The organism is Guyparkeria hydrothermalis, assembly GCF_023555375.1.
GTDB lineage: Bacteria > Pseudomonadota > Gammaproteobacteria > Halothiobacillales > Halothiobacillaceae > Guyparkeria > Guyparkeria hydrothermalis.
The window spans coordinates 79802-101280 of record NZ_JAJSEE010000008.1; the positions used below are offsets into that span (position 1 = coordinate 79802).

Genomic DNA, 21479 nt, shown 5'->3' on the forward strand with positions numbered 1-21479 from the left:
CGGGCCCAATGGTAACCAAAGTTGGAACCGCGCATGCTGCAAGCCATCCTTTTCGACGTCGACGGCACCCTGGCCGACACCGAGCGCGACGGTCACCGCGTCGCCTTCAACCTCGCCTTTCGTGATGCCGGGCTGGACTGGCACTGGGACGTGGCCACCTACGGCGAGCTGCTCTCCGTCACCGGCGGCAAGGAGCGCATCCGGCACTTCATCGAGACCCATGCCCCGGCTCGTCCGGCGGTCGACGACCTCGCCGCCTGGATCGCCGGCCTGCACAAGGCCAAGACCGCGCACTACCTCGACCTGTTGCAGCGCGGCGAGATCCCGCTGCGTCCCGGGGTCAAGCGACTGATCGACGAGGCCCGCGCGGCCGGCATGCGGCTGGCCATCACCACGACCACCACGCCGGAAAACGTCACCGGCCTCCTGCGCGCCACCCTGGGCGAGGATAGCCCGGGCTGGTTCGAGCTGATCGCCGCCGGCGACATCGTCCCGGCCAAGAAGCCGGCCCCGGACATCTACACCTGGACGCTCGAGCAGATGGATCTTGCCCCGAGCGAGACCATCGCCCTGGAAGACTCGGCCAACGGCGTGCGCTCGGCCCGCGCGGCCGACGTGCCGGTGGTGGTGACCATCAACGACTACACCGCCGACGACGATTTCGACGGCGCGGCCGCGGTCCTCGACCAGCTGGGCGAACCGGACGCGCCGGCCGAAACGCTTGCCGGCCCCGCCCCCGACAACGGCGTGGTCGATCTGCAGTACCTGACCGGACTGCTGAAGCGCTAGGACTGGTCGGCACGCCGCACTCGACGCGGCCCTGGCGACATCAAGTCGTCATGGCCGAATGTTCCACTCATCCTGTCAGGGCGAATTGAAATCGCTTAGGGACGGTCTGCACGACCTCTGGCTTACCGGCTTGTTCGCCATCAAGGCGCCGACTCGAAGGCGGGCCCAATATGATAACGAGGGCCCGACGAGGATCGGCAACACCGAGGGCGGGCAAGCCGGCAAGCCCCGTCGGGCGACCCGTAGAGGCATTGGCTATTCGTGCAGACCTTCCCTAGACTGACCCCACGCCCCACACCGCAAGTGAAATCGCCCATGAGTGCATCGTCCCAGACCCTGCCGGACTCGTTCGACTACCAGGCCTTCATCGACGGCTTCGAGGAAGTCACCTACTGGCACTTCGACTGGTACTCGCGGATCATGGCGGTGCTGCTCTACAACACGCCCCGCCCGACCCTGAGCGAACACGAGTGCCGGTTCGGGCGCTTCCTGGAGAGCCACGGCGCACCTCCCGGCCGCCAGGGCGAATTCGACAAGGTCCATCAGCTGCACGTCAAGATGCACAAGGCGGCCGATACGCTGATCACGAGCGCCGAGGGCGGCGAGCAGGCCGAGCGGGAAGCCTTCGACGAGTTCGTCGAACTGCAGAGCCTGTTCCTGGCGACCTGCTTCAACCTGATGCGTGATGCCTACAGCGACAGCTGCGAACTGGCACAGCGCCAGGGCACGACGCCGACCATCTGACCCTCGGGGTCGGGCACACGCGATACCGGGCTAGAGCCAGAGCTCGAGGGGCGCGTAGTTGATCAGCGCGCGCAGGATGTCGCTGCGCGTGACCACGCCGACCACCCGGGGCGGGTCCTCGGCCTGATCGACGATGGGCATGCCACGGATGTCCTGCTCGAGCAGCACCCGGGCCAACTCGCGGATGTTGGTCTGGGGGCCGGCGGTCAGCACCTCGAAGCGGGCGATCGCCCCGACCGGCATCTTGGCAAGATCCGAGTAGCGAATCCGCTGGCGCGTGATGTCGCCGCGCGTGATCACCGCCTCGATGCGCCCGTCCTCGCCCATCACCGGCAACAGCCCGATCCGCCGCTCGGCCATGAGATCGCGCGCCCGCCCCACCGTGTCATTGATGCGGATGGTCAGTGCCGGGCTCGACATGATCTGCTCGGCCACCGAGACGGGCGACGGCTCGCGGTTGACCTGCCCGGCCGCCTCCCGATACGCACGCAACGAGTCATCCCGTCGACCGCCCGCCTCCCGCTCCCGTGCGAACGGCGTACCGGCCTGATCTTCGCGCACGGCCGGCGGCGGCTCGACCATCATCGGCGGGCGCAGCAGGCCGGGCGACGTCGCCTCGTCGATCGTCACCCCGTCGCTGACCCCGCGACCAAAGACCGTAAAGCTCATGCTGGATTCCTCGTGTTCCCTGCCGGGTTATCGGCGCGCCACGCCCCCACTTGAGCCAAGTGCCTGAATCGGCGGACGTTCCCTAAGGAAACTCTGCACGAATGCCATGCCACTCTGGCTTGGCGAGTCGTTCGTGATCAAGGCGCGATGTCGCCGGCGTGCCGGTGGCCACGTCAAGACATCGCAACGCCGAGCACGGGCGACTCGCCAAGCCCCGCGGGGCGTGCCTTGAGCCGGGCATCTGCTGCGTTGTCGTCCTGGGAAAGGGAATCACCCTTCCACGGCGGACGAGCGCCTTGCATCTACCCGGCTCAAGACGCGCAGAGCGGTATGGCATTCGTGCAGAGTTTCCCTAACCCTTGAGCGCCTGCTCGCGCTGTTCGAGCCAGCGTCGATACGGGCCGAGCAAGGCCCGTTGCTCGGGCGACCAATGCTCGTCGGTGGCCAGTCGCTCGACTTCCGCGAACATGGCGGGGAAATCGCGGTCCGTGCCGGGCGCCTGCCCCTGCCCCGGATCGAGTCGCTGCCCGGGTCGCAATTGATCGACCAACCGCGCGCGCCAACGTTCCCTCGCGGCGTCATCCAGCGCCTCGGGCAGGTTACGGGCGACGAAGCCTTCGGCCAGTTCCGGCAGTCGCGGGTCCTCGAACGGCCAGACCAGGAGGTCACGCGCGTGGGCAATCGCCTCGTCGCGCGAGCGCAGCCCGCGGGCACGCCCCCACCAGTCCTCGAGGTGACGGCGATCGGCGTTGGGCACGAACCCCGCGTAGAGGGACTGCTCGGCCGGTCGCGGCGGGAAGTCTCCTTCCGTCTGCTCCAGCGCACCGATCAGGCGCTCGCGCAGGGCATCGACGTGCCGCCGGAAGGACGCGGCGTGTTCCTCGATGCGTGCGCGGTCGATCACCATCCGCTGGGCCACCCCGTCGCGCTCGAGGGTCTCTGCCGGCAGCACGACCGGCACCCGGTTGAGGTGAATCGACTTGATCGGCAGGCGCAGTTCGTCCCAGTCGCGCTCGGCCTCGATCGGCGGGCTCTTCAGGAAGCGACGCTCGGCCCATTGACCGGCATGCAGATCGAGCCAGGGCAACGGATCGAAGCGCAGGTCCCAGCATTCGCGGCGGTTGCGATTGCCGTCGACCTGGCCAAACGAGCAGAACATGGACGCCGAGGCCACCCGGGCCGGCAGGCGCGGCGAGACGTGCAGGAAGGGGACGTGACCCGGCTGGTCGATCACGCGGGCCACCTCGCGCTTGTCGCGCGCGGCGAGCAGGCGCTCCCACAACGCGGGGTCGGCGTTACGCAGGGCCCGAGCCAGGTCGATGGTCGCCTCGACGTCACTGAGGGCGTCGTGGGCGTTCTCATGGGTCAGGCCATTGGCCGCCGACAGCTCGGACAGGCGCAACGTCGGGTGGCCGTTGCCGTCCACGGGCCAGTTGAGTGCGGAGGGGGCCAGCAGGCGATAGGCGCGTGCGGCGTCGAGAACATCGAAACGGCTGTTGCCGTCTTCCCATTCGTGGCGGTAGGGATCGAGCAGATTGCGCCAGAAGAGAAAGCGCAACATGGGCGCGTCGAAGCGCAGGTTGTTGAAACCGACCACGCAGGTGTTCGGCTGGCTCACCAGGCGGTGGATGCGGTTGGCCAGGTTGGCCTCGCTGTCCGCCCCGGCCAGCACCGGGTCGTCGGGCAACAGCCCGGTGGTCATTACTGCGGCCGGATGCGCCAGGCAGTCATCGGGCGGGCGCGCATACCAGACCACCGGCTCGCCGATCGGCTCGAGGGCCATGTCGGTGCGGATGGCCGCGAATTGCAGCGGGCGGTCGAAGACCGGGTCGGCCCCGGTGGTCTCCAGGTCGAAGAACAGGAAGCTCGGTGGGTGGGTGGCGACTGACAAGGGCCCGACTCCGTGGCATCAAAACAAGTGAATCAATCCGCCGGCCTGACCACCGAGAGCAGCTCGCCCAGGCGGCGCGGCTCACCGGTCAGGCGCCAGCGATAGGTCACCATGCCCGCAAGCACGGCCTGGGCATAGGCGCGCGTCTCGTCGAACAGGATGGTGTCGACCCAGACGTCGCCGGGCAGCGGCACCGCCGGCAGCCAGTCGCCGATGCGACCGGGACCGGCATTGTAGGCGGCGGTCGCCAGCGGGTATTGCCCGCCGAAGCGCTCGGCCATGTTGCCGATATAGGCCGCGCCCAGGGCGACATTGGTTCCGGGGTCGGCCAGCTGACGCGGCGACAGGCCCAGGCCGGCCTGTCGGTTGATCCAGCGCGCGGTGGCCGGCATGAGCTGCATCAGCCCCTGCGCGCCGGCGCCCGAGCCGATATCCCGCATGAACAGGCTCTCTCGACGCATGATCGAGTAGACCCATTCGGTGGGCACGCCCTGACGTTCGGCCTGGGCCTCGACGATCGCCCGGTGCGGCAGCGCGAATCGGGTCGGGTACCAGGCCGGGTCATGGAGCTTGTCCATGCGCGCGATCACCACCGAGGCCCGGTCATGCCACTCGCCCGCGTGGGCGAGGTAGGCCAGGGCCGGCAGGAGCGCATCGTCGATCTGGTCGATCTCGTGATTGAACAGGCGGCGGGCATCCTCCGGACGGTCCAGCCGATGCAGGGCAAACGCAAGCGCCAACCACGGGCGCTCACGCAGGGCCGCCACCGCCTCGTCCGGAGGCGCGGGCGGTCCGTTCTGTTCGGCCGGCAGGGGGTAGCCCAGGCCGAGTCGGTCGGCAGCGAGAAAGCCGTGGTAGTCGGGCGTGTCCGCCAGTTCGCGCCACGCGGCACGGGCGGCGGTCGACTGCCCCAGGTGCTCATCGGCAACGGCGCGCCAGTAGCGCCACTCGCGCCGCTCGGCCAGCTCCGCCGGCATGGCGTCGATGGACGCCTTGACCCGCGACCAGTCCAGATGGCGCAGCGCCGAGCGCACGGTCCACGTCCAGACCTCCTCGTCGCGGGCGGCAAGCGGCACCTCGGTCAGCCATTCGTGCCCTTGGCGCTCGTAGCGGTACGCCGCCTTGAGCGCGGCCAGGCGCGCCACGCGACCGGCTTGCTCGGCGTCGATGAGCTCCTGTGACTCGGCCCGGGCCAACCACTCGCGGGCACGCGCCGGCTCGCGCTTGGCCAGCCAGAGCAGCCCCTGGGTGATTTCCTCGGCATCGCCCTCGGCCTCGATCAGGGCGGGAACGGCCGTAGCGGTACGATCGCGCAGAGCCAGCCAGCGATCGCGATATTCCGCCAACCCCGTCGGTCCGCGACGAACGAGGTAGCGCGCCAGACCATCCTGGCCGGCGGCCACGGCGGCCCGCACCCGCGCCCGGTAGGCCGACTCGTCGAGATAACCGTTGGACTCGAGCCACTCGAAGGCCGGGTCACAGGCCTCCGGCTGGCTGCGCCCGCGCTGCCAGACGTCGCGGGCGGCGTCGGCCTGCGCCTCGCCCAGACTGCCCTCGAGCGCCAGTTCGGCCTGCCAGTAGGCACACTGACGCCGGGTGCCCGGTTCGATCTCGGGGGCGCGATCGAACACCAGCCGGTACTCGCCCCAGGACTCGTTCTCGGCCAGATGATCCAGGTAGCGACGCTTGAGCCGAGGCATCAGCGGCGTCTCCGGGTAATCGCGCAGGCGGGCGGCGACGGCCGAGGGCGACTGGCCGACCCGGTCGAGCAGCCAGCGTGCCTCGAGGTACTGACCGGCCGAGGCGCCGTGGGGCAGCGCATCGAGTCGCCCCAGCGCCCGATCCAGGCCACGACGATCGCCACGGTCGATCGCCTCGAGGGCAATCTCCAGCGGACCGTCCAGCTCGGCGCCGAGGGCCGGGTACCCGAGTCCATTGGTGGGGCCATTCGCTGCGCCCGCCACCGGGCTGATCGCCAGCAATCCCACGGGCAACAGGAACACCCCCCGGCGCACGAAGCGGCCGGCGGCATGGACAACTCGGGAGACGGCGGATCGGAACATGGGGATACTCTACGACATCAGGTAACGATGGGGGCATGACAACGGCGCGATTCTCAAGCCCCTGTAGGATGCGCCATTCGCCCTTGAGTTCGCCGCCCGCCGTCATTACATCGACGGGCAACCACCAACCGAGATCCCCGATCGCATGACGTCCCGCCACCCGAGCTACCACGGCCGCTTCGCCCCGACCCCGTCGGGGCCGCTGCATGCCGGCTCATTGGTCGCAGCGCTGGGGAGTTTTCTGGACGCGCGGGCCCACGCGGGGCGGTGGTCGCTGCGAATCGACGATACCGATCAGGCACGCAGTCGACCGGAGGCGATCGAGGAGATCCTCGCCCAGTTGCAGGCACACGGGCTGGTCTTCGATGGCGAGGTGGTCTTCCAGAGTCGGCGCACGGCCCATTACGAAGCCGCCCTGGACCGACTCGAGACCATGGGGAGGTTGTACCGCTGCAACTGCACCCGCGCCCGGCTGCGTGACTGGGCCGAGCAACACGGCCAGGTCATCGGCGCGATCGGTCCGATCTACCCCGGTTTCTGCCGCCGGCAGCCCGCCGCGGCCGACGAGCGACACGCCTGGCGATTCCAGGTGGATGATCGGCAACGGCGTGTCGCCGACCGTCGCCTGGGCGAGGTGAGCCAGCAACTGGCCACCGAGGTGGGCGACCCGGTATTGCGCCGGGCCGACGGACCGATCGCCTATCATCTAGCCAACGTGGTGGATGATCACGAGATGGGCATCACGCAGGTGGTGCGTGGCGAGGACCTCGCCCCCTTGACGCCGCTGCACGTGGAACTGGCCGAGACACTGGGCCTGCGCGTACCGACCTACCTGCACCTGCCCCTGGTCACCGGCCCGGACGGGCGCAAGCTGAGCAAGACCAACCAGGCCACCCCGCTGGACACGCGAAAGGCAACCGACAACCTGCGCGCGGCGGCGGGCGTGCTCGGGCTCGACACCGACGTCACCGACCGGGTGACCGTACCCGAGCTGCTCGACCGCTGGACCGCCGAGTGGCGGGATCGTCACGCGATCGGCTGAGCGCCGCCGGCCGCGGCAAGCGAGGATGATGGGCACGGGGTGAGGACCGTGCGACAGGCTGGGAGCTACTGGATCCCCATGCTCTCGTAGATCTTGCTGGCCCCGCCTTCGAGGAACCAGTATTCCGGGACGCCCTGGCCCTCGAGGTAGTACTGCAGCCAGCGCACCTGCTTGCCGGTGGCATCGACGAAGAACATCGGTCGATTCTCGCTCATGGCCACCTCGACCAGGCCACCCAGCTCGCGGTTGTCGTTGGTCAGCGGTACGTGGCGGTCGCGCATCTGGAACAACGACACCCCCTGGCGCTGATCCTTGCTGCGGATATCCACGATGATCGGATCGGCGCTAGCCTCGATGCGCGCGTAGAAGGCATCCTCCCCGAGGAGCCGGCGCTCGAACTCCTCGTTGGCGATCAGGCGGTCGACGCTTTGCAGCGGCTCGCCCAGGAGCACCGTGTGCTCGGGGTGGGCCTGGGCCCAGGCAAACACCCCCGCGTCATAGACGCGTGCGTCCTCGACCCCCGCCTCCTTGGCCTTCAGGGCGGCCTTGTAGGAAACCGCGCAGGTCACGCCATTGCAGTAGAACACCAGCGGCTGACCACTCTCCTCGGCCAGGGCGAGGACGGATTCGTCGAAGTCCCGCGAGGCGAGCGGGATCGAGACGGCATCGCGCACGTGCAGGGTCTCGAACTCGTAGCGCGAGCGCGCATCGACCACGGCCATCGCATCCAGCGAGGCCGCCAGCTCCTCGGTTTCCACCGGCGGCACGCCCACCGAGGCGTACTTGTCGCGCAACGGGAAGTCCTCCGCACCGGCCGGGGCGCCAAGCAGCAGGGCAACGCCCAGCAACAGGACGCCCGGCAGGCCGTTCAACGACCCGACTCGCCCAACGATTCCATTCGAACTCCCGGCAATCGGCATGCGCGTCCCTCCTGATGTGACGAACCGAATGCAGGCAACATACCCCCATGGACTCGCTCAACGCAATATATGGGCGAGACACGGGCCGTACGACCAGCCGTCACGAGACGTCGGCCGACTTGCCCGCCGTCCGCCGGGCTGATTAAATCCCGGCTCGGGCCGTTTGCCGCGTCCGACACCGCCCCACTCTCCTTATCACTGGCTCGTTTCTGGAATGCCCATGCCCCACCTCCTCTCCGCCCCCCGGTCCATCGCGCTTGCCGCGAGCCTGTTCGCCGGCCTGCTGGCCGGCTGCGAGCCTACCCCGCCCGACCACCCGTTCCTGCCCTGGGACGTCGAGGTCAACGACCGCGGTCAGGTGTCGGTGTTCGGCGTGACGCTGGGGGAATCGACCCTGCTGGACTTCAAGCGACGCTACGACCAGAAGGCGGACCTGGCGATCTTTTCCCAGCCCGGCAAGCCGCTGTCGATGGAGGCCTTCTTCGGCCGCATGAACGTGGGACCGCTGACGGCCAAGGTGATCCTGGTGGCCGAGGTTGATCCCGACACGCTGGAGCGGTGGGCCGAGGATTCGCGCATCGCCGACCCGACGCCCAGCGGGGCGCGCAAGCTGTCGATGTCGGACGACGCGCTGCTCGAGGCGCAAAACAAGCCGATCCGTTCGATCAGTTACGCGCCCAGCGCCGACTACGAGGAAGACCTGATCACCCGCCGTTTCGGCAAGCCGGCGGAAAAACGACCGATGCCACGCGCCGAGCGCGACGAGGACGAGCCGCAGGCACAGCTGTGGCTCTACCCCGAGAAGGGCCTGGCCATCACCGTCGAGCCGGACGACAAGGAATTGTTCCAGTACATCAACCCGGCCCAGTTCGACCAACTGGTCGAGGGCACACTGGGCGGCGATCCCGACGGGGATCCGGCGGAGCACTGAGCCCACAGCGGGCGTCCCGACTATTCCGTGCTGTAGTCGCCGTGCTCGCGGGTGGCGAGGAAACGGACCTCGGGCCAGCGCTCCTGCGTCATCTGCAGGTTGACCCGGGTGGGGGCGATGTAGACCAGGTCGCCGGCGTGATCGAGCGCCAGGTTCTGCTGGTTCTTGTTCTTGAACTCCTCGAAGCGCTTGGCGTCGTCGCACTCGACCCAGCGGGCGGTGTTGACGTTGACCGCCTCGAATCGGCAGTCGACGTTGTACTCGTCCTTGAGTCGCTGGGCGACCACGTCGAACTGCAGCACGCCCACCGCCCCCAGGATGAGGTCGTTGTTGGTCATCGGCCGGTAGAGCTGGGTCGCCCCTTCCTCACACAGCTGTGACAGCCCCTTGAGCAGCTGCTTGGACTTGAGCGGGTCCTTCAGCTGCGCGCGGCGGAACAGTTCCGGCGCGAAGTTCGGGATGCCGGTAAAGGCGAGCTTCTCGCCCTCGGTGAAGGTGTCGCCGATGCGGACCGTGCCGTGGTTGTGGATGCCGATGATGTCGCCGGCCTGAGCGGTCTCGAGACGCACCCGGTCGGAGGACATGAAGGTCAGGGCGTCCGGGATCTTCACGTCACGCCCCAGGCGCACGTGGTGGGACTTCATGCCGCGGCGGAACTCGCCCGAGCAGATGCGCAGGAACGCGATCCGGTCGCGGTGCTGCGGGTCCATGTTCGCCTGGATCTTGAAGACGAAGCCGGTGAACTTGGTCTCCGACGGGTCGACCGTGCGCCCGGTCGCCTCGCGCGGCTGCGGCGGCGGGGCGTACTCGACGAAGTCGTCGAGCAGCGACTGCACGCCGAAGTTGTTCATCGCCGAGCCGAAGTACACCGGCGTCTGCTCGCCGGCGAGGTAGGCCTCAAGGTCGAACTCGTCGGCCGCCCCGGCCACCAGCTCGATCTCGTCGCGCAACTCGTCGGCCTGGCTGCCGATGCGCGCGTCGAGATCCGGGTTGTCCAGTCCCTTGATCGCCTCGACCGCCTGGTCGCGCGTGCCGTCGGCGGCCCCATAGAGGTAGGTGGTGTCCTGGGCGATGTGGTAGATGCCGCGAAAACGCTTGCCGCTGCCGATCGGCCAGGTCACCGGCGCGCAGCGGATGTTCAGCACCGTCTCGACCTCGTCGAGCAATTCGAGCGGGTCGCGACCCTCGCGGTCGAGCTTGTTGACGAAGGTCATGATCGGCGTGGTGCGCAGGCGGCAGACCTCCATCAGCTTGATGGTGCGCGCCTCCACGCCCTTGGCCGCATCGATCACCATCAACGCCGAATCCACCGCGGTCAACACGCGGTAGGTGTCCTCGGAGAAGTCCTCGTGGCCCGGGGTATCGAGCAGGTTGACGATGCGTTCGCGGTAGGGGAACTGCATCACCGAGGAGGTCACCGAGATGCCCCGCTCCTTCTCCATCGCCATCCAGTCGGAGGTGGCGTGACGACCGGATTTCTTGCCCTTGACCGTGCCGGCGAGCTGGATCGCGCCGCCGAACAGCAGCAGCTTTTCGGTCATGGTGGTCTTGCCCGCGTCGGGGTGCGAGATGATCGCGAACGTCCGGCGGCTGGAGTAATCGTTTTCGGGTGTGGTGCTCATGAATGCTCGGCTAGGGAAATCGCTCGGCCTGCCGCCGATGACGGCGGCAGGCCCGTAAAACAGGATCAGGACAGCAGGCGACGCATCACGCGCGCGTCCTCGCGTCCGTTTGGGGCCGGATAATACGCCTTTCGGTGGCCGATATCGGCGAAGCCGGCCGACTCGTACAGGGCAATGGCCGCCCGGTTACCGGCACGCACCTCGAGGAGCAGGCAGCTGGCCTCGGCCGCGACCGCCGACTCGAGCAGTCGCTCGAGCAGGAACCGGCCCGCCCCGCGCCGCTGCACGGCCGGGTCGACACACAGATTGAGCAGGTGCCACTCGTCGAGCACCGTCATCACCACCGAGTAGCCGATCAGCTGGCCGCGGTCGAAGGCCCCGTCGAGCCGGTAACCGGCGCGCAAGCAGTCCTCGAACACCGCCTCGCTCCAGGGGTACGGGTGCGCGGCCTCCTCGATCGCGAGGATCTCGGGCAGGTCCTCACCGGCCAATGCCGCCCAGTCCCATGACGGCACCCTGGCAGCCGCGGTACTCACGCCCGCGGCCGCCTTCCACGGGCGACCAGCGCCCGCCACAGCTGGCGCTTCGCCTGGGAATCGTTCGCCAGGGCCGCCAGCGACCAGGTCTTCCCGGCCAGGTGCAGGCAGTCGCCGGCCGGGTCGGTCTCACAGGCCAGACCGGCCACCCGGGCGATCGCCTCGGCCAGGGGGCGGTGGGGCGAGTCGGCGCTCACCGTCAAGCGGGTGGCCGAGCCGTCCCTGCTCGCGTCGCTGGGCGCCTCCGAGCCGGCCGCGACGGACCCGGCTTGAGCCCCCTCGTCGCGGCCAGCCCGTCCCTCGACGTCGATGCCCGCTTCGGCTTCGACGACGGCAGCGGTCTCGATCGCCGGCGATGCGCCCATGGTCTCGGCGAGTTGGCGTTCGGCGTCAACCGCTGTCTCGATCGGCAAGTCCATCTCGCCGGCCTCGTCGGCGGGCATCGACCGGGGGGCGACCGGATCGACCCGACCGCTGGGCCGGTAGCCCTCGATACCCAGCCAGCCCAGTGCGGTTTGCCGATCGACCCGCAGCGCCATGATCAAGCCCCAGCCCCGATCCGGTGGGTCACACGTCACCCATCTGCGGGTGGGCACGCTTGGGCGGATGCTCGAGGCGCTCGATGGCGTTTAGATAGGCCTTGGCCGAGGCGATCACGATATCGGTATCCGCCCCCTGCCCGGTGACGATCCGACCGGCGCGCTCGAGGCGCACGTTGACCTCGCCCTGGGCGTCAGTGCCGCTGGTGATGTTGTTGACCGAATAGAGCTGCAGGTTGGCGCCCGAGGCGACGATCTTCTCGATCGCGGCCAGTGCGGCGTCGACCGGGCCGGCGCCGGTGGCCGTGGCGGTCATCTCCTCGCCGCGGATCGACGCGGTGACGGTCGCCTCGGGGGTCTCGCCGGTCTCCGAGCAGACGTGCAGGGCCACCAGGCGGAAGGCCTCTTCCTGCTCGTCATAGACCTCGGAAACCAGCGCCTGGATGTCCTCGTCGAAGATCTCGCGCTTCTTGTCGGCCAGTTCCTTGAAGCGACGGAACGCGTCGTTGAGCGCCTCTTCGCTCTCGAGCTCGACGCCGAGGTCCTTCAGCCGGCTCTTGAAGGCGTTGCGCCCGGAGAGCTTGCCCAGCGACAGCCGGTTGGTCGACCAGCCGACGTCCTCGGCGCGCATGATCTCGTAGGTCTCGCGGTGCTTAAGCACGCCGTCCTGGTGGATGCCCGACTCGTGCGCGAAGGCGTTGGCCCCCACGATCGCCTTGTTGGGCTGCACCGGGTAGCCGGTGATGGTCGAAACCAGCTTCGAGGTCGGCACGATCTGGGTGGTGTCGATCCGCGTCGAGACGCCGTAGACGTCCTGGCGCGTGCGGGTGGCCATGACCACCTCCTCGAGCGCGGCGTTGCCGGCCCGCTCGCCAAGCCCGTTGATGGTGCACTCGACCTGGCGGAAACCGGAGCGCACGGCGGCAAGCGAGTTGGCCACGGCAAGCCCCAGGTCGTTGTGGCAGTGCGTCGACCAGATCACGTTCTCCGAGCCGTTCACCCGCTCGATCAGGGTCGCCATCTGCTCGGCCCACTGGTCCGGCGTGGCGTAACCCACCGTGTCGGGGACGTTGAGCGTGGTCGCGCCGGCCTCGATCGCCGCCTCGAAGACGCGGACCAGGAAGTCCATCTCCGAGCGCACCGCGTCCTCGGCGGAGAACTCGACGTCGTCGGTGTACTCGCGCGCGATCTTGATGGCATTCACCGCGTGCCCGACCACCTCGTCGGGGCTCATGCGGAGCTTCTTCTCCATGTGGATCGGGCTGGTGGCGATAAAGGTGTGGATGCGGCGCCGGGGGGCCGGGGCCACCGCCTCGCCGGCACGGCGCACGTCCTTCTCGCCGGCGCGCGCCAGCGAACAGATGGTGGAATGCTCGACGTGCTCGGCGATGGTGCGAATGGCGTTGAAGTCGCCCTCGCTTGCCGCGGCGAAACCGGCCTCGATCACGTCCACGCCCAGTCGCTCCAGCTGACGGGCAATGCGCAGCTTCTCGTCGCGCGTCATGGACGCGCCCGGGCTCTGCTCGCCGTCGCGAAGCGTGGTGTCGAAGATGATCAAGGAGTCACTGCTGCTCATGGCATAAACCTCAAAAGTCACCGCCGGGCGATCCCGTCGGCATGTCAAACGTATTGGTGGTCGCGTGGGTCGCCTCGCCAGGCCTTAGTCAATAGCCCCAGCGGGGCAGTCGCAGCAGCAGCGACGAGCCGACGGCGCACAGCCCCACCACCGGAACGGTGGCCGGGAGGGAAAAATGGGCTGTGCGCAGAAGACGGCTCATGACTGCAAGGTAACGACGCGCGCGATGCGTTTCAAGATGCCGGGCGCTTGAGGCGCCGACGCAATCCCCGCGTCAACGTCCACAGCGGCGCCGAGAGCGCATAGGCACTCGCCAGCACCCACAGCGTCAGGGCGAAATCCTTCAGGAGCAGCACGAACACGATGATCGCGATCGGCAGGCTCAGGAACGAGACGCGCAGACGCGGCGAGAGCCGCTTGCCACTGAAGTACGGGAAGCTCGAGACCATCAGCAGGCCGGTGGTGATGGTGATCACCCAGACCCAGCCCTGCTGTGCCTCGAACGGGATATCGTGCGCCTCGAAGAACCACACCATGCCCATCAGCACCGCCGCGGCCGCCGGCGAGGCCAGTCCCACGAAGTAGCCCTTGTCGACCGTCTCCACCTGCACGTTGAAGCGTGCCAGGCGAATCGCAGCCGCCGCGGCGAAGACGAAGGCGCCGAGCATGCCCCAGCGATCGCCCATGCCCTGCAGGCTCCACAGGTAGACAATGAGCGCCGGGGCGATGCCGAACGAGATCACGTCGGAGAGCGAGTCGTACTGGATGCCGAACTCCGATTCGGTGCCGGTCATCCGCGCCACTCGGCCATCCATGCCGTCGAGCAGCATGGCAACGAAAACGGCGATGGCCGCCGGGACGAAGTTGTCCTGAACGGCCATCACAATCGCGAAAAAACCGGCGAACAGGGCGCCGGTCGTGATCAGGTTGGGCAGAAGGTAGATCGCCTTGCGCCGCCGATGGTCATCCTGCCGGTCGGCCGGTTGCTGCTCGGTCTGCGTCTCGTGATCCATGTTCTGCCCCTCCCGGGATTGCCTCGTGCGATCGTCCCGCGATCAGTTGCGGGACTTGTCGACGATCTTGTTCGCGCTGATCCACGGCATCATGCCGCGCAGGCGCTCGCCGACCTGCTCGATCGGGTGCTCGGCGTCCTGGCGACGGCGGGCCGTCATCGAAGGGTAGTTCAGAGCCCCCTCGTTGATAAAGCGCTTGGCGTACTCGCCGTTCTGGATGTTGGCCAGCGCCTCGCGCATCGCCTGACGGGACTCCTCGTTGATCACCTTCGGGCCGGTGACGTACTCGCCGAACTCGGCGTTGTTGGAGATCGAGTAGTTCATGTTGGCGATGCCGCCCTCGTACATGAGGTCGACGATCAGCTTGAGTTCGTGCAGGCACTCGAAGTAGGCCATCTCGGCCGGGTAGCCCGCCTCGGTCAGGGTCTCGAAACCGGCGCGGACCAGCTCGACGGTGCCGCCGCAGAGCACGGCCTGCTCACCGAACAGGTCGGTCTCGGTCTCGTCCTTGAAGGTGGTCTCGATGATGCCGGTCCGACCACCGCCGATGCCGGAGGCGTAGGACAGCGCGATCTCCTTGGCCTTGCCGGAGGCGTCCTGGTGGATCGCGATCAGATCCGGGATGCCGCCGCCACGGGCGAACTCGGAGCGCACGGTGTGACCCGGGGCCTTCGGCGCGATCATGATCACGTCGAGGTCCTTGCGCGGGGAGACTTGGTTGTAGAGGACGGAGAAGCCGTGGGCGAACGCCAGCGTCGCGCCTTCACGCAGGTTCGGCTCGATCTGGTTGGCGTAGATCTCGGCGTGGTTTTCGTCCGGTGCCAGCACCATGACGACGTCAGCCCAGGCGGAGGCCTCCTCGATGGTCTTGACCGTCAGGCCTTCGCCCTCGGCCTTCTTCTGCGAGCCGGAGCCGGCGCGCAGGCCGATCGCGACCTCGACGCCCGATTCCTTCAGGTTCAGCGCGTGGGCGTGACCCTGCGAGCCGTAGCCGATGATGGCGACCTTCTTGCCCTGGATCAGGGAGAGGTCGCAGTCCTTGTCGTAGTAAACCTGCATGAGATGTGTCTCCAGTCGAGTTACTTGAAAGTAAGGGAATTCGGCCGAGGCTCAGACCTCGGGGATCAGCATGCCGCGCGGGCCACGCGAGATACCCAGCGCGCCCGAGCGCACGATCTCGACCACCGGGATCGAGCCCAGCGCGTCGATGAAGGCATCCAGCTTGTTGCCCGGCCCCACCAACTGCACGGTGTAGCTGGACTCGGTCACGTCGATGATCTGGCCGCGGAAGATGTCCGCGAGCCGGTAGACCTCTTCGCGCACGGCGTCGAAGGCCTGCAGCTTGACCAGCATCAGTTCGCGCTCGATGTGGGCGGTGTCGGCCATGTCCTGGACCTTGACCACGTCGATCAGCTTGTTGAGCTGCTTGACGATCTGTTCGATCACCTGTTCGTCGCCGCTGGTCACCAGCGTCAGGCGCGACAGGGACTCGTCGTGGGTCGGTGCCACGCACAGCGACTCGATGTTGTAGCCGCGTGCCGAGAACAGCCCGGCCACCCGGGAGAGCGCGCCGGCCTCGTTTTCCATCAGGATCGAGATGATGTGTCGCATAGTCAGGCCGCCCTCACACCAGGATCATTTCGTTGAGGCCCGCGCCGGCGGGGACCATCGGGTAGACGTTCTCTTCCGGATCGGTCTGGAAGTCCATGAAGACCAGTCGGTCCTTCATGGCGAACGCCTCCTTGAGCGCGCCCTCGACGTCGGACGGCTTCTCGATGCGCATGCCGACGTGGCCATACGACTCGGCCAGCTTGACGAAGTCCGGCAGGGACTCCATGTAGCTCATCGCGTAGCGGCCGGAGTAGAAGAACTCCTGCCACTGGCGGACCATGCCGAGATAACCGTTGTTGAGGCTGACGATCTTGACCGGCAGGTTGTACTGCAGTGCCGTCGACAGCTCCTGGATGCACATCTGGATGCTGCCCTCGCCGGTGATGCAGGCGACCTCCTCGTCGGGGTAGGCCCACTTCGCGCCCAGCGCGGCCGGCAGGCCGAAGCCCATCGTGCCGAGACCACCCGAGTTGATCCAGCGGTGCGGCTTGTTGAAGCCGTAGTACTGGGCCGCCCACATCTGGTGCTGGCCGACGTCGGAGGTGACGAAGGCATCGCCCTTGGTGACCTCCCAGAGCTTCTGCACCACGTACTGCGGCTTGATGATCTCGTCGGACCACTTGTAGTCGAGGCACTTCATGCCGCGCCACTGCTCGATCTGGTCCCACCAGGCCTCGAGCTCCTTCGTCTTCTTCGCGCCGCCGGCCTGGTTGATCAGCTCGATCATCTCGGTGAGCACCGACTTGACCGCGCCGACGATCGGCACGTCGACGACCACGTTCTTCGAGATCGAGGACGGGTCGATGTCGACGTGGACGATCTTCGCGTGCGGGCAGAACTTGGACAGGTCGCCGGTCACCCGGTCGTCGAAGCGTGCCCCGATGGCGATCAGGACATCGCAGTGGTGCATGCCCATGTTCGCCTCGTAGGTGCCGTGCATGCCGAGCATGCCCAGGTGCTGCTTGTCGCTCGACGGGTAGGCGCCCAGGCCCATCAGGGTCTGGGTGATCGGGTAGCCGAGCTTCTGCGTGAAGTGGGTCAGCTCGTCGCCTGCCCGGCCGAGAACCACGCCGCCGCCGGTGTAGATCATCGGCCGTTCGGCGTTGACGATCAGGTCGACCGCCTTGCGGATCTGCCCGGAATGCCCCTTCTCGGTCGGCTGGTACGAGCGCATCGCGACCTTTTCCGGGTACTCGAACGGGATCTTGACCTTGGGGTCGGTGACGTCCTTGGGGATGTCGACCACGACCGGGCCCGGGCGACCGGTGGTCGCCACGTAGAAGGCCTTCTTGATGGTCTCGGCCATCTCGCTGACGTCCTTGACCATGAAGTTGTGCTTCACGCAGGGACGCGTGATGCCGACGTTGTCGACTTCCTGGAAGGCGTCGTTGCCGATCAGCGCACTGTGGACCTGGCCGGTGAACACCACCAGCGGAATCGAGTCCATGTGCGCCGTGGCGATGCCGGTCACGGCGTTGGTCGCCCCCGGGCCGGAGGTGACCAGCACCACGCCCGGCTTGCCAGTGGCGCGGGCGTAACCGTCGGCCATGTGGACCGCGCCCTGCTCGTGACGCACGAGCACGTGATTGACCTGCTCCTGCTGGTACAGGGCATCGTAGATATGAAGGACCGCCCCACCGGGGTAGCCGAAGACCGTATCGACCCCTTCCGACTTGAGGCACTCGACCAGGATTTCACCGCCGGACAATTCCACGAGAGTACTCACCTCGAAACTTGCGCGTTTCACTGACTAAATGGCTTGACGATCGACTCGACGGCGGGCGAACCACCGGAGCGAGCGTCCGATTTCGGGGTAACCGTCCCCGCATCCGGGACCCTGCCCCGGATGGTCATCCACTTCTCATTGAGTTTGCCCGAAGGCAAAGAGTGCAACGCGATCAACGCAGCCCATGACGACGGCAGCCCGCCCAGGCGGTGAGATCATCACCGGCCGAGCAGGCTGCCATCAACCGCGGATGCGCCCGTTAGGGCCCGGCGGTCTCAATCGTAGACCTGCCAATATAACGTGTTATTGGTCAGATTTCACCACTTTGGGCGTAATGGCCGCGCCCTCGACGAGCGGCACGAACCGATCATCGATCGAACTCAGAAGGTACCGAAGCCGCCACCCGAGCTCGGCTCGTCCTGTTCGATCTCGCCGTCGACCACCTCGATCATCAGCTGGTTGATGGCATCGGGCGCCTTGCGGAGCTTAAAGAACGAAGCATCGCCGCCCATCATGGGCAGGTCGGGGAAGAACAGCGCCATGCGAAAACGCAGGCTCAGGGTCTCGGCCTCGCTGCCATCGAGCAGCACCGGATGGGGCAGGAAGGCATAGCCGCGCGGCGCGTCGTGATCGACCGACTGCACCAGCGCCGCGCCGTTGGCGTTGGGGTCATCGGTATGCATGCCGATGCCGTAGACGACCTGGTTGCGCCCCGGGATGCGCACGCGGTAGACCAGCTCCGTGCCGCGCGCCTCGTCGTCGGCCCGCGCGCCGATCTGACGATCGGCGGCATCGAAGGACGGGAAGCCACCCAGGTCGACCGGGTCCTCGAAGGTCTCGAGACCGAAGGCGTACTGGTAGGTGCGCAGGTTGGTACTGGAAATCGGCTCGGCACCGAAGTAGCCGATGGCGCCGAGGGCACGCGCCATGGCCTGGAAGACCGGCTCGTTATCGGACTCGAGGCGGTATCCGTGCGCGACGTACTGCGGGTGCTGGTAGGACACGCGCGTGCCGGCATCAGTCTGCTCGAGGGCCACGCTCAGCACGGCACCGTAGCCGCCGCGCGGGCTCTGCGCCGCGGTGTCGAGCAGCGTATCGTTGGTCACGACCAGCACGCGCACCCCCTCGGTGGGCGCGTAGTCACCGACGAGATCGAAACCCTCGGCGACCAGCTTGCCGCGCACGGTCTCGGCGGCGGCATCGACACCCTCGGCGAGCGTCTGTCCCTCGATAAACGGCTGGAATTCGGCCCGGACCAGTCCGGAAAACAGCAGGCCGAACATAAAGATACCTGCCAGAAGCAGGCGGATCGGGTGGGCGTTCCCCATGGCTCATCACTCCCTTGCGTCAAAGTCGTTCTGTCGTTGTTGTTGTCGTTTGACGAGTCCGACAATACGCCAGAACCCCCGCGAACGCCTACCCCCGGCCGGCACCCACTACACCGGGGCGACACCCACGCCGCGGCACAACGACGTCACACCCCATCCCTGGGGCCCATGAAAGCCGCCGACATCGAGGCCGGCGGATTACTCACCGCGGATCAATTCGACCCGCAACTCGTCTCCCTGCCAGTCGAGCGACACCAGTTCGTGCCCGGCCCGCTCGCAATAGGCGCGAAAATCACTTTCCGCGCCACGATCCGTGGCCGTCACCACGATCCGCTGCCCGGGTGACGCCGTCGCCAGTGCCTTGCGCGCCTTGAGTAGCGGCATGGGACAGGAGAGCCCGCGGGCGTCGACCTCGATCGGCATGTCCTCGCTCATCGATACTCCCTCTCGTTAACGATCCGGGAACCGCCCGGGATCGGACGGCACGGACCGGGGCGATTCAATCCTTAGGCGCGACCAGCGGCAGCCCCGAACCGGCCCAGTACATCACGCCGCCCTCGAGATTGAACAGGCGATCGATACCCTGACCGGCGAGGAACTGGCAGGCTTGCGCCGAACGGGCACCACTGTGGCAGTAGACCACCACGTCGCGATCGCCACGAAACCGGTCGACATTCATCGGCACAAGGTGCAGCGGCACGAGGGTGGCCCCTCCGATAATGCCGCGCTCCGTCTCGGCCGGGCCGCGCACGTCGAACAGCGCGACCTCGCCGAGGCGGGCGTTCAATTCATCGGGGCTGATGCTTTCGTAGGCTGCCATAATCCTCTCCAAACCGGTTCGATCGGGGAAGGCCGCGACCGCCGCGAGACACGGGTTAACCAGTCATCACACGCCGCATGCCGGACCTTCCCCATATAAGGGAGTGCGCCGCAGTTTAGCGGCGAGTATCGCGCCGCGTCCATTTATCCGGCTCAAGGGACGAAACCCGACGCGCGCCCCACGGTCATAACGCACAACGAATACCCTGCCCCCACCATGCACGACAGCGCACCCACGACACGACACCACCGATGACACGACATCTTATTATCTGTCTGCTTGCGACCCTGCTGCTCATCAGCCTGCCGGGCCGTGCCGACGCGCAACTGCCGGAGCTGGGCAACCCGGTCGACACCGTGCTCTCGCCGGCGGAAGAGCGCCAGATCGGCGCCGAGGTATTCGAGCGACTGCGCGCCCGCGGCGGCGTGATCGAGGACCCCTTGCTCGATGCCTACCTGAACGACCTGGGCATCCGCCTGATGTCCTCGAGCAACGACACGCAGTTCGCCCCCCAGATGATCATCGTCGACAACCCGATGATCAACGCCTTCACCGTGCCCGGCGGCTACATCGCGGTGTTCTCCGGGTTGATGCTGGCCGCGGAAAACGAGAGCGAGCTCGCCGGCGTGGTCGCCCACGAGATCGCCCACGCCACCCAGCGACACATCGCGCAGATGGTGGCCGCACAGACCGGCAACAGCATGACCGCGGTGGCCGGGTTCATCGCCGGCATCCTGCTGGGCGCCATCGACCCGCAACTGGGCGCGGCGGTCGCCACGGCCGGTATCGCCGGCGCGGCACAGAGCGCCATTAATTACACGCGCATGCACGAGCGCGAGGCGGACCGCATCGCCATCGACACCCTGCGCCGGGCCGACATCGACCCGCGTGGCATGGCCAGCTTCTTCGAGACCCTGCAACGGCGAGCCGGCGCCGATCCGGGGCGCCAGTTCGAGTTCCTGCGCACCCACCCGATGAACAGCGAGCGCATCAGCGCCATACGCGACCGCCTCGCCGGCCTGTCGAGCAACCGGTTCGGTGCAAGCGACAGCCAATCGTTCCGCCTCGCCCGGGCCCGGCTCGCAGCGCTCACCGGCCGCAGCGGCCTCTCCCTCGACCCGGCCGACGAGACCTATCGCCAGGCCGTCGCCGCCCAGCGCCGGGGGCGACACGATCAGGCGATCGACAAGCTGCGCCCGCTCTACGACTCCAACCCGGGCAACCGCTGGTATGCCCTGCCCCTCGCGCGAGCACTCAACGACGTGGGCGAGACCGAGGCGGCCGACCGCATCCTCGACGACCTCATCTCGCTCTATCCCGGCGACACGACCCTGTTGCGCGTCGAGGTCGACTGGATGCTCGACCGGGGCGATGCCGAGACCGCCTACGAAACCGCCCGCCGCGCCGTCGAGGCGCGCCCCGGGGACGCCGAGGCCGCGCTGACCCTCTCCCGCGCGGCGAGCGCGGCCGACCGACCGCGCGAGCACCACGAGCAACTCGGCCGCTACTTCCTGCTCAAGGACAACTTGGTCGCCGCCCATCAGGAGCTCGAGACCGCCTACACCTTCACGGCCAACAACCCGCGCGCCCAGGCACGCATCGAGTCCACCCTGCAGGAAATCGAACGTCGCGCCGGCCAGACAGACGACTGAACCCCCT

Annotated in this window: 20 protein-coding genes; 5 read left to right on the forward strand and 15 right to left on the reverse strand. The window is 67.5% G+C overall.

What is annotated here, in order from left to right; genetic code table 11:
• The first annotated feature begins 33 nt into the window (after positions 1-33).
• Positions 34-789 carry an HAD family hydrolase gene (locus LV475_RS10625; protein WP_250106287.1) on the forward strand — a complete coding sequence of 252 codons (756 nt, stop codon included), beginning with the start codon at positions 34-36 and terminating at the stop codon, positions 787-789.
• Positions 790-1104: 315 nt separating this feature from the next.
• Positions 1105-1533 (forward strand): CZB domain-containing protein, encoded by a 429-nt coding sequence (locus tag LV475_RS10630; RefSeq protein ID WP_197039193.1) that lies wholly within the window; start codon positions 1105-1107, stop codon positions 1531-1533.
• A 30-nt stretch (positions 1534-1563) separates the two neighbouring features.
• On the opposite strand, the gene LV475_RS10635 is transcribed toward LV475_RS10630, so the two are convergent.
• The 3 genes from LV475_RS10635 to LV475_RS10645 form a co-directional block, all read right to left on the reverse strand.
• Positions 1564-2202: a CBS domain-containing protein gene (locus LV475_RS10635; RefSeq protein WP_136867091.1), complete on the reverse strand. Its 639-nt coding sequence runs from the start codon at positions 2200-2202 to the stop codon at positions 1564-1566.
• 352 nt (positions 2203-2554) lie between these two features.
• Positions 2555-4093 (reverse strand): exodeoxyribonuclease I, encoded by a 1539-nt coding sequence (sbcB, locus tag LV475_RS10640; RefSeq protein WP_250106288.1) that lies wholly within the window; start codon positions 4091-4093, stop codon positions 2555-2557.
• A gap of 32 nt (positions 4094-4125) precedes the next feature.
• Positions 4126-6156, reverse strand: coding sequence for a lytic transglycosylase domain-containing protein (locus tag LV475_RS10645; protein ID WP_250106289.1), 2031 nt, complete (start codon positions 6154-6156; stop codon positions 4126-4128).
• A gap of 145 nt (positions 6157-6301) precedes the next feature.
• Here LV475_RS10645 and gluQRS point away from each other — a divergent pair, with 145 nt between their 5' ends.
• Positions 6302-7198, forward strand: a complete 897-nt coding sequence (gene gluQRS / locus LV475_RS10650; RefSeq protein ID WP_156227867.1) for a tRNA glutamyl-Q(34) synthetase GluQRS — start codon at positions 6302-6304, stop codon at positions 7196-7198.
• Between the two features lie 65 nt (positions 7199-7263).
• Here the strand turns inward: gluQRS and LV475_RS10655 are convergent, their stop codons facing one another.
• Positions 7264-8070 (reverse strand): rhodanese-like domain-containing protein, encoded by an 807-nt coding sequence (locus LV475_RS10655; protein WP_250106290.1) that lies wholly within the window; start codon positions 8068-8070, stop codon positions 7264-7266.
• A gap of 268 nt (positions 8071-8338) precedes the next feature.
• Here LV475_RS10655 and LV475_RS10660 point away from each other — a divergent pair, with 268 nt between their 5' ends.
• Entirely contained in the window at positions 8339-9049 is a 711-nt protein-coding gene (locus LV475_RS10660) for a hypothetical protein (RefSeq protein WP_250106291.1), read from the forward strand.
• 20 nt (positions 9050-9069) lie between these two features.
• Here LV475_RS10660 and LV475_RS10665 read toward each other — a convergent pair whose 3' ends face one another.
• The 11 genes from LV475_RS10665 to LV475_RS10715 all read right to left on the reverse strand — a co-directional run bounded on the left by LV475_RS10665 (position 9070) and on the right by LV475_RS10715 (position 19820).
• Complete coding sequence (locus tag LV475_RS10665) at positions 9070-10671, reverse strand: peptide chain release factor 3 (RefSeq protein ID WP_250106292.1); 1602 nt, start codon at positions 10669-10671, stop codon at positions 9070-9072.
• A gap of 65 nt (positions 10672-10736) precedes the next feature.
• Positions 10737-11207: a ribosomal protein S18-alanine N-acetyltransferase gene (gene rimI / locus LV475_RS10670; protein ID WP_250106293.1), complete on the reverse strand. Its 471-nt coding sequence runs from the start codon at positions 11205-11207 to the stop codon at positions 10737-10739.
• Entirely contained in the window at positions 11204-11746 is a 543-nt protein-coding gene (locus LV475_RS10675; protein ID WP_250106294.1) for a hypothetical protein, read from the reverse strand. The genes rimI and LV475_RS10675 overlap by 4 nt, the downstream gene beginning before the upstream one ends.
• 28 nt (positions 11747-11774) lie before the next feature.
• On the reverse strand, positions 11775-13322 hold the full coding sequence (locus tag LV475_RS10680) for a 2-isopropylmalate synthase (protein ID WP_156227857.1): 1548 nt from the start codon (positions 13320-13322) through the stop codon (positions 11775-11777).
• Between the two features lie 233 nt (positions 13323-13555).
• Positions 13556-14335: a CDP-diacylglycerol--serine O-phosphatidyltransferase gene (gene pssA, locus LV475_RS10685; RefSeq protein WP_156227855.1), complete on the reverse strand. Its 780-nt coding sequence runs from the start codon at positions 14333-14335 to the stop codon at positions 13556-13558.
• A 42-nt stretch (positions 14336-14377) separates the two neighbouring features.
• Positions 14378-15394 (reverse strand): ketol-acid reductoisomerase, encoded by a 1017-nt coding sequence (gene ilvC / locus LV475_RS10690; RefSeq protein WP_250106295.1) that lies wholly within the window; start codon positions 15392-15394, stop codon positions 14378-14380.
• 51 nt (positions 15395-15445) lie between these two features.
• Positions 15446-15946 (reverse strand): acetolactate synthase small subunit, encoded by a 501-nt coding sequence (gene ilvN / locus LV475_RS10695; RefSeq protein WP_136867103.1) that lies wholly within the window; start codon positions 15944-15946, stop codon positions 15446-15448.
• A gap of 13 nt (positions 15947-15959) precedes the next feature.
• The gene (locus tag LV475_RS10700; protein ID WP_250106296.1) at positions 15960-17660 is read right to left on the reverse strand and encodes an acetolactate synthase 3 large subunit; all 1701 of its coding nucleotides are present in this window, start codon (positions 17658-17660) and stop codon (positions 15960-15962) included.
• Positions 17661-18052: 392 nt separating this feature from the next.
• Positions 18053-19000, reverse strand: a complete 948-nt coding sequence (locus LV475_RS10705; protein ID WP_250106297.1) for a hypothetical protein — start codon at positions 18998-19000, stop codon at positions 18053-18055.
• A gap of 198 nt (positions 19001-19198) precedes the next feature.
• Positions 19199-19435: a sulfurtransferase TusA family protein gene (locus LV475_RS10710; RefSeq protein ID WP_250106298.1), complete on the reverse strand. Its 237-nt coding sequence runs from the start codon at positions 19433-19435 to the stop codon at positions 19199-19201.
• A gap of 64 nt (positions 19436-19499) precedes the next feature.
• Positions 19500-19820 carry a rhodanese-like domain-containing protein gene (locus LV475_RS10715; RefSeq protein ID WP_250106299.1) on the reverse strand — a complete coding sequence of 107 codons (321 nt, stop codon included), beginning with the start codon at positions 19818-19820 and terminating at the stop codon, positions 19500-19502.
• 251 nt (positions 19821-20071) lie between these two features.
• On the opposite strand from LV475_RS10715, the gene LV475_RS10720 reads away from it, so the two are divergent.
• The gene (locus LV475_RS10720) at positions 20072-21472 is read left to right on the forward strand and encodes a M48 family metalloprotease (protein ID WP_250106300.1); all 1401 of its coding nucleotides are present in this window, start codon (positions 20072-20074) and stop codon (positions 21470-21472) included.
• Positions 21473-21479: the final 7 nt, after the last annotated feature.